This window comes from Brunnivagina elsteri CCALA 953 (assembly GCF_002289455.1).
Taxonomy (GTDB): Bacteria; Cyanobacteriota; Cyanobacteriia; order Cyanobacteriales; family Nostocaceae; genus Brunnivagina; species Brunnivagina elsteri.
In genome coordinates, this window is record NZ_NTFS01000012.1 from 1 (window position 1) to 15,086 (window position 15,086).

Sequence of the window (15,086 nt, forward strand, 5' to 3'; positions counted from 1 at the left end):
GTTGTTCTATTTCCCCTCCAAGTATTGCAATGTCTGTCTAAACCTATTCTGCGTCTTCCTAAAAGAGTCGCACCCAATTGATTTTTAGACCAAACTAAATCTTCATTAGTTTCGTAAGCCACTGGGAAAGGTACAGAACTAGATTTTCTTAAAAGACTGTTTTGCCACAATTTAGCCTCTGCTTCGTCTTCAGGAACAGTTTGAGTAGCAGTAAACAGAGTTTCTAGCCATTTAGCATCTGTTAAATCTCGTCCTTTGGGGATTCGGGCTGCTAGTTTTTCTGTGAGGCGTTGAATTTGGATTTCTAATTTACGGCGACGTTGAGCAAATTTTTCGGGGTTTTCTTCTTTATTGCTAATTTTACAGCCATTTTTGAGTAAATAACTAATAGCACAACGAGTTACATTATCTTCTGTATTTCCGTAAGTCTCAAATAAGTTTTTTGATGAATTACGTTCGGTATCTGAATTTTTAGATTTTTTCCCCTTTTTAGATTTTTTACTTGTAGTTGGTGTATCTCCATTGGTGTCTTGTGGAGCAAATTGAGCCAATATTTCAGCAGATTTAACACGAAGAATATCCAAGGAAACTCCACTCTGTTCTACCAATTCAGCGTCACTATTGAGCATTTCCAGCCAGCGAATTTTGCCGTCTAGTTGGGACTGAAAACCCTTCATTAGGGCAAACCATGATTTATAAATATAGTTCACTGATGCAGTTGCACTGGTGTAAAACCTTGCTGGTTGACCCATGAAACGCGGATCACTTTTCAAGGGTTCACAGAGTTCTTTAACAATAGCAGTAGGGTGTTTACCTTGTTTTCGCCATGTTTCAAATTCTGGATGTTTACCAATTTGCATCAGTAATTCGTTAATTAACGGCGTGTTTTTCTCTGCCATCAACTGCCATAACTGTTGACGGGTAGATTCACTGGCTACTAAACGGCATTGAATCGTGATTTGGCTCATATCAATAGCCAGTAAACAAATATGTTCAATAATAACATATTTGTCCAATAAGATGCTTGTGTAAAATCAAAATTATGCAAGATGCATTTTTTACGAGCAAACAAGCGGCTGAGATTACAGGTTGTACCCTCCGGCAATTACAGTATTGGCGGGAGAAGGGTGTAGTTGTACCTACTATTAGCGATACGGGGACGGGACGTAGTGTTTATTACTCCCGTTCGGAGGTGATGGAATTGGCGGTGATGGAATATTGTTTGGGGGTGGGTTTAAATTTTGAGGTGGCTGCTGCAACTGTAAAACGATTGAAAGATGAAGGATTGGTTTTAAGTAGCAATGAGAAAACACCTCAGCGTTTTATGTTGTGGTGGGATAGGAAGATGGGTAAATTGGAGCTTGTGGAGTTTGATTTGAAGAAAGCGATCGCACTTCTGGAACAGGGTAAAGCTGTGGTTCCGGTGTGGTTAGATGCGATTGACCATCATTTAAAAGACAACTTAACCAAGCATAAAGAATAATATATTTGGTTCTTCATTACTTGTTATGCTAAAAATGCTTATAAATAGCTCAAATCCCTTGCTGGGCAAGAAAGATAGCTTTTAATCTTGGATTTTGAGCCTTTGGAATAAAATCAATATTAAATCTGCCCAAAAGCCTTGTCATTAAAGGGAAATTCCAGATTATTGTTTAAAGTTCAGCATAACACCTACGGAAGAACCATATATTTAGTCAAATAATAAAGATAATTTTATTTTTTTATTCAGACTCAAGAAAATTTATATATCAGTTAGAGAAAATGCTAAATGCTGTAATATGAGGAACAATGCTACACTGAGACAGCAAACTATTGATGTAAGCTAAAAGTCTTGACTTGTAATCAATGAGGAATTTGTAATTGCATGGCTTCAGAATTAGACAAGGCATTTCAAGAAGACCAAGATAAATCTACTGAAAAAACAGCAAAAGAAATTTTTGCAAAGATAATTCAAACAAAACAATATGTTGGAGAAATTTTTTCCATTAGCTACGAAACAGCTTTAGTTCAAATACACGATCACTACCGTCAGCAAGTAGGGGGAATTCCTAGTCTAAGCTTTCTCATTGCTACTCGTATCAGCCCTGAAAAATCTATCGACTACAAAACTGAAGACGCATCTGTATTGCTATTACGTGTTATGGATGCAGCTCCACTTCCTAATGCTCCAGAAGCTGAACGGGTTAGAGTAGAAGCTGCTCAGAGAGCGAGCGGAGAAGATATACACTGGGATAGCCCAGATATGATGGATGGACACACTTATAACCTCTTATCTTTTGCTGGTGTTAAGTGCAAAGTCATTGGTACTTTCTTCTTAGACCAAGCATCTGAGATGGAACCAGATGATTCTTTAGTATTACGTTTTGGCAGTGATATTTCTAATTACTATCCAAATAGAGGTTTGAAAGTTTATAAACCTAATAGCAAAGCTTTATCGCTTATAGTTAATTATCGAGAGCCAGACCGTAAAAAACAACAAACTAATCAATCTGTTATTGTAGGCAAAATACGTTACGCATCAACTAATCGTTCATTTCAGGGTGTTTCAGATGTAGAGGTTGAGCTTCTCCCGGAAGATTTACTTGGGCAAAAAACGGCTTTGTTTGGTATGACTAGAACAGGCAAATCAAATACTACAAAAATTATTCTTCAGTCTATTTTTAATTTGAGATTCTCAAATGAGCATCCGCTTCGTATAGGTCAAATAGTCTTTGATCCAAATGGTGAATACGCAAATGAAAACGAACAAGATACAAACCAACAGAAAAACCCCTCAGCGATAAAGAATGTATGGAAGTCTAATACTTCTGGTAAAGAGGAAGACGTTGTAACGTATGGAATTTTGCCACATCCTAACGACCCAAAACGTAAATTGATGCTTTTGAATTTTTTCGTTGAAGGCAATCTTCAAATTGGAAAAGAAATTATTGACAGTACCTTAGTGGCGGATGGTTCAAAATATATTCAAAATTTTCGACAGGTTGTTTTTGAAAGTCCTGATCCAAGCGATCGCAGTGCAATGGCAAGATATAAGCGTCGTGTACTTGTTTACCGAGCTTTACTAAAAAAAGCAGGTTTTGAAACTCCTCAAAATCTTCAACCAGATACTAAAAGCTTATTTAATAAGGAACTGATATCAAAGCTGGAAATACCTGCAGAAGCCACTGACAATGCTAATTATGAGTCAGCCGCAAAAATTCTTCAGAAGGCAAATCCTACATGGTCAGAGTTGGCAACAGCATTTGAGTATCTTTACAATTTCATGACTGATAAGGGTAGTAGTTATCAAGAGTTTGAGAACTGGTATATTACGGAAAGACCCAAAGCATCTGGAGACCCTTGGGCAGATGAAGATTTAAAAAAACTGCTCGAAATGTTTGTTCGTCCTAACGGTTCCAGACAAATTGGCAAAGTCCGGAATCAGCACACCAGTAATACAACTACCGATTATGCAGTGGAAATATACCAACATTTAAAAGATGGAAAATTAGTAATTATTGACCAATCCAGTGGCGAACCCGATATTAATAAATCATCTGCTGATAGGTTGATGTGGCATATTTTTCATGAAAACCAAAGCCTTTTTCGCCAAGGAGAAAAAAATATACCCGAAATAATTGTTTACTTGGAAGAAGCTCATAACCTGTTGCCAGCTGGTACAGATATGGATTTGAAAGATGTCTGGGTACGCACGGCAAAAGAAGGAGCAAAATATCACATTGGCATGGTATATGCTACTCAAGAAGTTAGTAGTATCCAAAAAAATATTCTCAAGAATACAGCGAACTGGTTTATTGGACATCTCAATAATACAGACGAGACTAGAGAACTCCGTAAATACTACGATTTTGAAGATTTTGAGTCATCAATACGTCGCGCTCAAGATAAGGGATTTATTCGAGTTAAAACACTAAGTAATCTTTTTGTCATCCCAGTACAAATTAAAAAGTTTGAGGTATAGAAAGTGCCATACGAAGGAGAATTTGCACAATATAAGCCTTTGCGCCGTCTTGTAGAAAGTGAACGTGTTCAAAAGTTACTTGGTAGCTACAAAGTCAGGACTCCATCCGATAACACAAACTCTCTACAAATACTCCAACCAATACAAATTCAACCAGGTGATTGGATACCGGAATTATTGATAGCAATTGATGGTAGTCATGCAGAAGTAGATATAAAAAATGGCTTTCCTGGTGCAGAGGCTTCCTATGTAACAGTTGCCTCAGTAATTTTGGATGTTGCCAAGATGCAAAAGCTTGACCAACAGCGTCCCGTAAATCCCAAAGAATTTAAAACTATTGAAAAAGCAGAATCTATTGATTGTGCTTTACCAGGCTGTAATGTGATTTGTGAAGGAGAAAAATCAGCCAAAGACTCCTTGAGAAAATCAATATTTGAAGTTTTGAGTTCAGTCAGAATGTCCGAAGATGGAGAATCTTTACTCGATACTTATGAAGCTCTTTTAAAGTATAAACCCATAACAGAGCAAACTCAAAAATGTCCTTACGAAGATTGTCCACAGAATAATGATTATTTGCGAGGAGATGGTCAATATACTTGCTCATGTGAACTAGCGCGTTCTTTATATTCTACCGATGCTTTACGGATATATGAGAGAATGAACCCTGCTGGAACTAATGGTGCTATATTTGGTGAGATAATGCAGGTCTGGGAAAGATTATGGATGGTGCATATTTTAAGAACATTAGAGGCTAAAAAATGGCTTTCTAGTTTACGTAGGTTAGCAATTATTTTGGATGGTCAATTAGCTGTATTTGGGCAACCAGCATGGATTAGTCAAGCTATCTATCAGGAATTATGTCGAATTAATACTGTAGCTAAACAATTTACAGAGGGAAAAGATATTCTTGTTATTGGAGTAGAGAAAACAGGAAATTTTGTAGAACATTTTGAAAATTTGGACAGAAAAGAAAATGGTGGTTTTGGAAACTTTCCATCTCAATCAGTCGGGTTATTAACAGACTCATATATTAAAAAAAATATTATTTTTTCTGATAGTACACTACCTTATGGCAGCGCTACTTACTTTGGACGTAAGTTTTTTTATAAAACTAAGTGTGGAGCACGTCTTGTAGCGACTTTACCTTTTCTAGCTTCTCAACATAGAGATTTAACTCAAGCGCAACAATCTCATTATCCGCGTCTTGCAGATGCAGTAGGACTACTAGATAAATTGGTTTCTTCTCGTTTCCCTAATGCGTTGGTTCCTTTAGTTTCAGCAAATGCAGAAGCTGCCATTCCTCTCCGTCTTGGCAATAAAGTTTTAGAAAAACTTGCAAAAGAACTAATGGTGGACAATGGAAGATGATTGATGAAGCCACCAATAAACTCAGCTTAAGTACAGCCATAGGTAGATGGTCTGCTTTAGGTCCATACTACGCCATGTTTCCTAAAGAGTTTGCATTTCATGTTGTTGAAAACTATTCAAAACCTGGAGATGCAATTATAGATCCATTCGCAGGTCGTGCATCAAGTGTTTATGCAGCAGCAGCGATGGAACGCTCAGGTGTTGGTATTGAAATCAATCCTGTTGGTTGGCTTTATGGTTTTGTAAAACTGAAACCTGCATTAAAAGTTCATGTAATTAAAAGAATTAAAAATATTGGTAATTTAGCTAATTCCATTGATAAGCAACAATTAGAAGCTCTGCCTGAGTTTTTTCATTTTTGTTATTCACCAAATGTATTGAGCTACTTATTGACTGCTCGTAATGAACTTTGTTGGAAGACTAGCATAATTGACGCAACCCTCATGTCTATAATATTAGTCCATCTACATGGAAGGAGAGAGCAATCACTATCAAATCAAATGCGTCAAAGCAAATCTATGAGTCCAGATTATTCAATAAATTGGTGGAAAAAAAAACAGCTAACTCCTCCAGAAATAGATCCAGTTGAATATTTACTACAACGTGTTGAATGGCGTTATGCTAAGGGAATTCCGAACTTAAGGAATGGCAAAGTTATGCTGGGAGATAGTACTTCTCTAATTGATGAACTAAAAAAGAAAGTTTCTTGCAATATACAAAAACCTTTTAATCTTCTATTTACATCTCCTCCATATTATAAGCTTACGAATTATCACTATGACCAATGGCTACGTTTGTGGATGCTTGGTGGTCCAGACACACCTATTTGGATTAGTGATAAATGGCAAAATCGATTTGAATCTAAAACTGCATATCGTGAGCTATTGGAACAAGTATTTAATAAATGTGCTGAAATAATGGATAGCAAAGCAATCGTATATGTCAGAACTGATGCAAGGGAGTTCACCAAACAAACTACATTGGAAGTATTGCGTGAAGTCTTCCCAAAAAAATCTCTTAGAGAAATATCTCAACCGTACAAAAAGAAGACTCAGACAGCTTTATTTGGAGATAAATCAAAAAAACCAGGTGAAATTGATATTATTATGCAACCTTGAAATATTGATTTTAAGCTTATTACAATTTCGCTTCAGCTAATAAGTCTTCTGCCGATTTGCCATTTCCGCAAACAGTGTAAAACACCTGTGACACCACCCATCAACCCACAACGCCGGAACTTTAAACCTAGCCCCACAGTTAGGACACTCCGACAGCAAACTTAAACTATGATGTTGACACCCTTGCGTCTCTTTAAATTGCCATTCAATTTTGTGACAAGGCGACTCCACATAACAAGCAGCACATAACCGAATTGGCTCAAGATTCATTCTTACTCCAGTAGGTGGTAGCATCTGCTCTAACCTATCAGCATCAACCCCCACAACCTTAGCCAAAGACTCCAACTGTTGCCGAGAAGGAGGAGGATTAAATCGAAACTTTTCCCAACGTGCGATGGGCAAAGCCCCGCCGTAGGCGATCGCACCTCCAAGTTCCGCAGCTTGACCCAACCCAGAGGGAGTTAAATCATTTGCTCGTCGAAATCTCCCCAAAAAATGACTTAGGCTTTCTCCTTCTAATGGTTCAATTTCAAACAACCAAGGTTTAATATCTTCCGTTTCCATCATCTGTACTCAGCAGCCACTTCCTTCAAAGTTTCCAAATCAATCTTTTGCAATCCTTTTTTCAAAGCCCGAATCGCAGTTTCTCGCAAAATCATGTCCATCAAACCAATATAACCACCCGTCGCTTCCCCCAAAGTCTTCAACATCGTCTTACTCGAAAGATTAGAAGCCACTGGTAATTTTAAAATTTGCTTCTCCCAAATATCCACTGTCCTCTGGAAATCTTCCCCCGACATTTTCCCAAATCGATGACAAGAGCGAAAACGGTTGTAAACCTGCTCATCCCGCTTAATTACAGTATCTAAGCGGTCAGTTCCTACTAAAATCACCGATATTTCCAACTTGTCAAAAATATCACGCACTTCTGCAAAAGTTTTTGGTTTGAAACGGTCAGCCTCATCAATAATCAACATTTCAACTCCGCAACCCTTAAGAACTCGCAGCATTCTCTCTCGTATTTCTGCAACTGTTCCTTTCGTTACCTGATATTTCAAATGCTCCATAATTACCCCAAATAATTCCTTAGCACCACACTCTTGGGGAATTTGGATATAAGCGACAGGTACAGTCGGTGGTTTTCCTGCTTCCTGCTTGGGTTTATTCCTCAATCTATAGGCATCACAACCCATCGTTTTACCCGTTCTCGACTCACCAACAACACGTCCGGATTGCTTTGATTGGCGCTTTCCTTCCAACCAATCATGAAGAATTTGCACCTGTCCGAGGGGGACAAAACCTTTACGATTTAACCTTTGAATCTCCGTTTGTAATTTTTCGCTATTAACGGGAATATCACCCAATTGTTGAGCTAGAGCCTGCGCTTCTTTTGCTGACATTTGTTAAGTAGTTGGACACAATTAATTACACAAAATTTGGGCTGAATTTCTTGCCATCAAAGAAATCAAAAAATCAGTATTGTAATTAATTCTGTCTGGTTACTTACCACCCGTAATCTTCACGCATTTGTTCGTAGTCCAATACTTCCGGCATCTCTGGCTCTGCTTGAGTTTCAATAGATACTGTTTCTTCTTTTTCCGGTTCAACAGATATCGGTTGTTTAGCTTTTTTAGCTTCAGCTTGTTCTACTTTTTGACGTTCTTTCTTGGTTTTCTTTGGAGTCGGGAAAATCTCACGTTCTCTCACTTCTGCCAAAATCGATCGATTACTCACAGCTTTCCCAGCTTCCCGCACCTTACGACTAATAGCCTTTGCCTCATCTAAAGATAGTTCTTCAGTCTGTAAATCTTGAGCATCAGCACGGGCAAGAAATACCTCCTTGTCTCCTTCCGTGCGATAAATCATCATTGTTGTGATATCTCTAGGGTCATATCGCAACACAACACTTTCTCCTGCATACCCTGCTAGATACTCACCTCGGTACATGAGATTTTCAAATTGCAGATATCCCCCACGTTGGATTTGTCGCCGTGTTTGCTTCATTAAACAAATATCTAAATCCCGTTCGGAAAGTAAATCTGGCGCTGCTATTAACCCAGATTCCCAACGTTGGAACCTAGTTTGGTCGCCCATCCGTGCATCAAGTCGCTGGTTATAGTTATCAACTATGTAACGTACCAAATTCTGCTCTAACTGCCGTAGTGTTAAGCAAGCTTCTTTTTCTGCTTCCTCCGGGCGTTCTTGTACATTTGACCCTGTATATCCAGGTAAAGTTGAGAATAACTCGGTATTAAAAGTTTTAAATGGACGCTCAACACTACCACCTTCTGATGGGCGATCGCGCAAATGACAAACAAACCCTAACTGCACCCCTATCTGTTGCAAATGGTTAGAACGAAAATCTTTACCCCCATCTGTATAAAGGTGTTGAGGCAAACCAGAAGTACCCCATTCCTCATGAAGTCCATATTCGGGACTATATTGCTTGGCTAAAATTGCATGACGCAACGCCAAAGCTACAACTTGAGAACTTGGTGCATCGTAGCCCAAGTTAATCCCCATAATGCAGCGTGAATAACTATCAATAACCGTTGTTAGCCAAGGACGACCGAGAAGTTTACCATGCTGGTCTACCAACAAAATATCCGCAGGGGTATGGTCGCATTGCCAAACTTGGTTGCTATGTTCTACTTGTAAATCTTTCCCATCACGGGTTTTAACTGATAACCGCGAACCACGCCAACCCGGACTACGAATACTTTTAGCTTGCTCAACCTTATCTATTAACGGTTGCAAAATCCGATAAACCGTCATGTGGGAAGGAGGCTTAACACCCAATTCGTCTGCCCTTGCCTTCGCTCTAATAAAAACCTGTTGGCGAGTCATTCTTTTGCCACCTTTATTACCCTCCTTGTAAGTTTTCAAAACAAACTCTTGCCAATTTTCATCAACTCGATGCTTTCCTTTATCGGCTCTTTGATTTTGTACTAGCCCAACCAAACCCTCTTGTTCCCACTTGTCAACCAGTCGTCTGATTGTACGTACCGACTTACCCAGCTTTTCTGCTGCTTCTTGGAGACGCTGAGTATATGTGGCACGGTCATTATTTTCTAAAAGGCTTTGAATTACCTTCATTTTCAGCAATGCTTCATCAGAAAGTTCGGAAACGATAACATTTGCTTCCGCAAGATTGTTATTCGCATCTACAGAGGTTGGCTTTGTTGTAAATGTTGTGGAAAACTCCGTATCCTGCATATAGTGTTTTATCAAAACATAGTTGTACTATACTATATAATTGACAACTAATTTGTTAATTTTTGCAAAATCCTGATTTTTCCTGTGTTTTGGGAATTGACAATTAATCTGTGAAATATCTGGGAATTGACATATATTCTGTTAAGTCGGGTACTGGTGATATGTCAGCATAAAATAGCAAAAGCCCTGCTATAATCCTTGCTATATCAGGGCTTTTACTATTGAGATAGTTGTGACAATATTTTGTTAAAGTGACAAATAATTAGTTAATGTACATCTTTTGTGCATTTAAGTACAAATGCTTTTTTGAAAATTACGGTGAAAATTAAGCGATCGCATTTTTCATACACTCGATAACATGAGTATTTTTGTTGAGTTTTAGCAAAATTAAATACTCAGTGTAGAAAAAGCCCTTGTCCATTTACTCGGTTGACCATTTAAGCTGCTATCTCCTGTGAATATAAGTGGTAGCTTTGTATTTTTGTAGGTTGGGTGAAGGCTTTGCTTAACCCAACATTCTTATCTATCTCCGAAAAATAATTGGGTGCGGCTCTTTTCATGATACGATTCTCATTCTGATATAAAACCTAAAGTCCATATGGTATAAGAATTATAAGTTCTAGAGATTCCAAAAGGAGGTTCGCTCAAAGTTCAAAAACAGAATCACATCTTTTTTGTAGTGTCGTATTACACTCTGGAATGGGGTTTTTGTGTTTGATTTTTGGTGATAGCTTAATTTTAGCTTTCTAGGTCAGAAAACTAAAATCTAGATATAGATTGGGCTATGAGCTTGTAGTGCAAATGTAATATACGTCTTATGAGAAGAGCCGCACCCAAATTAATTATGCGTTGCCCAGAAAAGATGTCTAATAAACAATGGTGGGTTACAGACTATCCTATCGTCCGTAACACACCCTATAAATTGGAGATTTTTTTATTTGGAAGTCTCTAACCAGCTAATATGCATAATGCATGAATCGAAGGTTGGAAGAAATACTCTCCCCCAGTAGTTGTAACAAAATGCTTAATTGAAAGCGTATGTACTGGACAACCTCCTTGTGTGGGAAGTGGCATTTTAAATTCACCTGCGGGACTTTGAGCTATAATTGGGTCTTGCCCATCACCTTTTTCGGGAAAATCAGGATTATTCACCCAGGATTGTTGCACAAACTCAAATTGCCGTTCGATATCGCTTTGATACGATAAAAACAATAAACCCCGATCTTGAGGATATTCAGTATCCGCACCATGAGGATAAAAACCTTCTATCTGTGGACGATAGGAAGAACCAAATTGAATTCCCCGTCGCAGCATCCGGTGAGTTTGGGTACGACTTTCTTCTCCTCCCTGATCGCGGGGATATGTTTTACGAATATGAGAAGCTCGCGGTACGATTTTCCCCTCCTCATCCTCGCCAAACTCAAAATTATTGATATTTTTATCATCGAGCAGAAATGGACAGCGTAAACCTGGGTCTTGTTGCGGTAACATTGCAGCATCTCTAGATTGTGCATCGCTTGATTCTAAAGGGGCACCACTAGCGTAACGACCGACTATTTTTGCACCCATTAAGTCCTTAGAAATACCCAATTTCTCTGCCGTATGTTCGACAAACTTACGGAAAGCAGGTACATCCTGACGCAAACGACGAAATACAAGGTACGAACCATCAACTGTCCAAATCGGTCCCGAATGGCTGTTTTCTCCGGGATTGGGATTAGGACCATCATGTTCTGGATCGGCTTCTGGAATTTGGCTTGGGTATCCTAAAACAAATTCACCAGCATGGAGTAAATCCTGTCCGGGAATACCTTGATCGGGGTTTTCAGGATTTGCTGGCTGTGTAAAATTGCGAATACCTGGTTGGGAAATCCCATCTTTGAAACCAAAATGCTCATGTCCAGGTTGATCGGCTCGATCCATCCCATCTTCTAAAAACTCGATCTTGATACTAGGGTAGCTTTCCAAGATAGTCGCGTGACGCATAATGTACTTGCGGAGTTCAATTGGCGAATCGGAAGCAAAGATTAATAAAGCATGAATATCTTTGCTTCCGAGCGGTTCAATCCAATTTTCTGGGGCACTAGTACCGACATCACCAATTTCATTTGCACGGGCTTTCATTCCCGCTTTAAATGCTTCGGGAAAGCTATCAAGTTCATGTTGGGAAACATCCAAAGCTTGCAAACCACTATGGGTAAAAGCTAGATTCATCCATGTTGCTTGGACAGTACCCAGTTCTGTCCCACGTCGTTTTTTAGTTAATTTGAATAAATCCTTAAAAGCCTGTAATTCTTCAACTGTAGCGACTTCTGGTGTAATATCTTTTAACCATCTTTTCGCTTCGACAGTATCAGTAAATTTTAAAAACATAAAGGACTGGAAATCTTTACTAAAACCAGTGAGGATATTGCCTTGGATGTTTTTTACATTTATTTTGTATGTCATATAGCTTTACCATTACTAACTATTCGGTAATAGATACAGCTAATTTTGACTTATGCAGTTGGGGTTGCTGAATCAATTTAATCTGAAGACGAATAAAAGAACCTCACCGTAATAACAGCACCTACCCTTACTAAGGGGAGGTTTATACCATTTTAATATGAAGATGCATAAAATAACCCCACCGTAATAACAGCACCTACCCTTGGTAAGGGGAGGTTGGAGGAATCGAAATAATGTGCAGCTTCACAAGTAATTGGTATTAGAGGGTTAAAATTATGTGTAGCCTTACATCATTTTAGTGTCAGGAACTTACAGAAAATAAAATATCCCAACTGTTGACTTATTCTATCAATTGTAACATTCGTGAGGGCAGGGAGACCCTGTCCCTACAATTGGGGGAAAATTCACGATCGCATACAGCAGCTTGCTTCTTCAATTAAATATCTCGCGATCGCATAATTTACTATGTACAATCAAGTGTTTTTATTAACCTCATCAAAAATATAATAGCGGCTTTTAGTCAATATAAATACTTAAAAAAAATAAATTAGGCTATAAAAAACACTAATTTTATGTGAATTATAAAGCTAAAAAAAGAAAAAAATCACAAAAACATCCATACATAAATAACCATAAAACTAAACAATCATAAAAAAATCGGCAAATTTGCAGTTCTATTTCCGAGTCAGAGCTATCATTAACATCTATACTGTCATCCTTACTGGAAGATGCTCTGCTGCCTCAACCCAGATTGCCCCAATCCCATCAACCCTGACGGGAACCAATATTGCCAGAGTTGCAGCGCACCTCTGACTTATTTGCTTCGAGGTCATTATCGCGTCATAAAAGTACTTTCCGATGAGGGAGGATTTGGCAGAACCTACTTGGCAGAAGATGTTGATAAACTGAACGAACGCTGCGTTGTCAAGCAATTAGCACCAAAAGTCCAGGGAACTTGGGCTTTGAACAAAGCGATTGAACTGTTTAAGGAAGAAGCCAAACGTTTACAAGAACTAGGGAGACATTCACAAATTCCTACCCTATTGGCTTACTTTGAGCAAGATAGCTATCTTTACCTCGTCCAAGAATATATCGAGGGACAGAACTTGTTCAAAGAATTGCAACAGCGATCGCAATTTAACGAAGCGGATATTCGCGAGTTATTCATGTACGTACTGCCTGTTCTCAACTTTATCCACGAACACGGAGTGATTCATCGCGATATTAAGCCCCAAAATATAATGCGTCGTGCTTATTATCAATATCGTAATTATCGGGGGACAAACCCACCATCAAATCCACCATCAATTCCTAATTTACGCGAACCGACTTCGGGAATACCCGCACAAGGTGATATCGTCTTAATTGATTTTGGAGCTTCAAAACAATTAACTGCCACAGTCCAAAGCAAACCAGGGACAACGATTGGTTCATTTGGCTACAGTCCAATTGAACAGATTAATGGTGGGGAAGCTTATCCAGCTAGTGATTTATTTAGCCTAGGAGCCACATCTTTTCACTTACTTACCGGAGTATCACCATTTCAGTTATGGACAGAATACGGATACGGATGGGTTAATTCTTGGAGACAACATTTAAAACAGCAAATTAGTCAAGAATTGGGAGAAGTTCTCGACAAAATGCTGAAAAAAGATATCAACCAACGTTATCAATCTGCTGAAGAAGTACATAGATATTTAAACTTAGGAGTAAATCTCGGAGGAACCCCATCAACAATGCCATCGCGGCAAATTCCCCTACCTTCCGTGTCTTTACATTCGGCAAATAATAAGCAACCAGCATCATCAAAAAATAAACCAACCAAACCTAAATCAACAGTAAAATTTCTCGCATTACCGCTATTTATTCGTCAACCGACAAAGTTAATAAAGTCTGTGCTGGTGACAGTTGGAGTCTTGCTAGTCACTTTAGCTGCTACGCAAGTTTACGGGTATATGCGGTACAAAGTATTCCCAGTAGCACCAGTATTTCTAATTAACAGTCTACAAAGTAGCACATTCCTAAAACAGACACTAGCGGGTCATTCCAGTTATGTCATGTCCATTGCGATCGCGCCAGATGGAAAGACTTTAGCGAGTGCTAGTAGTGACAAAACTATTAAAATTTGGAATCTGGATACAGGTGATGAAATCCGTACTCTCAAAGGACACACTGAAGGAGTAGTCAAAGTTGCATTCAGTCAAGATGGCAGAATAATTGCTAGTGGTAGTAATGACAGAACTATTAAACTCTGGGACATTGCCAAAGGAGAAGAAATACGTACCCTAAAAGGTCATACTGATGGAGTTACAGATGTCACTTTTAGTCCAGATAAAAAAACCCTTGCCAGTAGCAGCAGCGACAAAACAGTAAAACTCTGGAACCTGACAACAGGAGCAGAAATTCGCACCCTCAAAGGACATACTAGTAGAGTAACTTCAGTAGCCTTTAGTCCAGATGGTGAAGTAATTGCCGCAGGCAGCAACGACAAAACCATCAAACTATGGAACACCTCAACTGGTGAAGAATTACGTACTCTCAAAGGTCACAATGACACCGTAACTCAAATCGCCTTCACCCCCGATGGCAACACTCTTGCCAGTGGTAGCGCAGATAGAACTATCAAACTCTGGAATGTCGCAAACGGACAAGAATATCGAACCATCAAAGGTCATACCGATGCAGTTTGGTCAATTGCCTTCAGTTTCGACTCAACAATGCTTGCCAGCGCAGGGAGCGACAAAATGATTAAATTGTGGAATCCCTTCAATGGTGACGAAATTCGCACCCTCCAAGGACACGATAGTCGGATTTGGTCTGTTGCCTTTACTACCGATGGTAGAACCTTAGCTAGTAGTAGTGAAGACGGAACGGTGAAGATTTGGCGAATGACACCATAGGAATAATCACTAATTCGTAATTCCTGTTAAATTACAAATTATGAATTAGTAATTATTCATCAATATACCTTCTCT

10 protein-coding genes are annotated in these 15,086 nt (G+C 38.9%); 5 read left to right on the forward strand and 5 right to left on the reverse strand.

What is annotated here, in order from left to right; all coding sequences use genetic code 11:
* Positions 1 to 968, reverse strand: a 968-nt coding sequence (gene cas12k, locus CK510_RS02030) for a type V CRISPR-associated protein Cas12k (protein WP_211293064.1), incomplete at its 3' end; no start/stop codon positions are given.
* A 74-nt stretch (positions 969 to 1,042) separates the two neighbouring features.
* On the opposite strand from cas12k, the gene CK510_RS02035 reads away from it, so the two are divergent.
* From CK510_RS02035 to CK510_RS02050, 4 genes are all read left to right on the forward strand, one after another.
* The gene (locus CK510_RS02035; RefSeq protein ID WP_095720097.1) at positions 1,043 to 1,483 is read left to right on the forward strand and encodes a MerR family transcriptional regulator; all 441 of its coding nucleotides are present in this window, start codon (positions 1,043 to 1,045) and stop codon (positions 1,481 to 1,483) included.
* A 381-nt stretch (positions 1,484 to 1,864) separates the two neighbouring features.
* Complete coding sequence (locus CK510_RS02040) at positions 1,865 to 3,961, forward strand: helicase HerA domain-containing protein (RefSeq protein ID WP_095720098.1); 2,097 nt, start codon at positions 1,865 to 1,867, stop codon at positions 3,959 to 3,961.
* Between the two features lie 3 nt (positions 3,962 to 3,964).
* On the forward strand, positions 3,965 to 5,329 hold the full coding sequence (locus CK510_RS02045; protein WP_095720099.1) for a DNA double-strand break repair nuclease NurA: 1,365 nt from the start codon (positions 3,965 to 3,967) through the stop codon (positions 5,327 to 5,329).
* Positions 5,326 to 6,447 carry a DNA methyltransferase gene (locus CK510_RS02050; protein WP_095720100.1) on the forward strand — a complete coding sequence of 374 codons (1,122 nt, stop codon included), beginning with the start codon at positions 5,326 to 5,328 and terminating at the stop codon, positions 6,445 to 6,447. The genes CK510_RS02045 and CK510_RS02050 overlap by 4 nt, the downstream gene beginning before the upstream one ends.
* 36 nt (positions 6,448 to 6,483) lie before the next feature.
* On the opposite strand, the gene CK510_RS02055 is transcribed toward CK510_RS02050, so the two are convergent.
* From CK510_RS02055 to CK510_RS02070, 4 genes are all read right to left on the reverse strand, one after another.
* Positions 6,484 to 7,011, reverse strand: a complete 528-nt coding sequence (locus CK510_RS02055; RefSeq protein ID WP_095720120.1) for a helix-turn-helix domain-containing protein — start codon at positions 7,009 to 7,011, stop codon at positions 6,484 to 6,486.
* Positions 7,011 to 7,847 carry a TniB family NTP-binding protein gene (locus CK510_RS02060; RefSeq protein ID WP_095720101.1) on the reverse strand — a complete coding sequence of 279 codons (837 nt, stop codon included), beginning with the start codon at positions 7,845 to 7,847 and terminating at the stop codon, positions 7,011 to 7,013. Before CK510_RS02060 ends, CK510_RS02055 begins: the two co-directional genes overlap by 1 nt.
* 103 nt (positions 7,848 to 7,950) lie before the next feature.
* Positions 7,951 to 9,663 (reverse strand): TnsB C-terminal domain-containing protein, encoded by a 1,713-nt coding sequence (locus tag CK510_RS02065; RefSeq protein ID WP_095720102.1) that lies wholly within the window; start codon positions 9,661 to 9,663, stop codon positions 7,951 to 7,953.
* 948 nt (positions 9,664 to 10,611) lie between these two features.
* Positions 10,612 to 12,111 carry a Dyp-type peroxidase gene (locus tag CK510_RS02070; protein WP_095720103.1) on the reverse strand — a complete coding sequence of 500 codons (1,500 nt, stop codon included), beginning with the start codon at positions 12,109 to 12,111 and terminating at the stop codon, positions 10,612 to 10,614.
* A 728-nt stretch (positions 12,112 to 12,839) separates the two neighbouring features.
* On the opposite strand from CK510_RS02070, the gene CK510_RS02075 reads away from it, so the two are divergent.
* Positions 12,840 to 15,011, forward strand: a complete 2,172-nt coding sequence (locus CK510_RS02075; protein ID WP_095720104.1) for a serine/threonine-protein kinase — start codon at positions 12,840 to 12,842, stop codon at positions 15,009 to 15,011.
* The last annotated feature ends 75 nt before the right edge of the window (positions 15,012 to 15,086 follow it).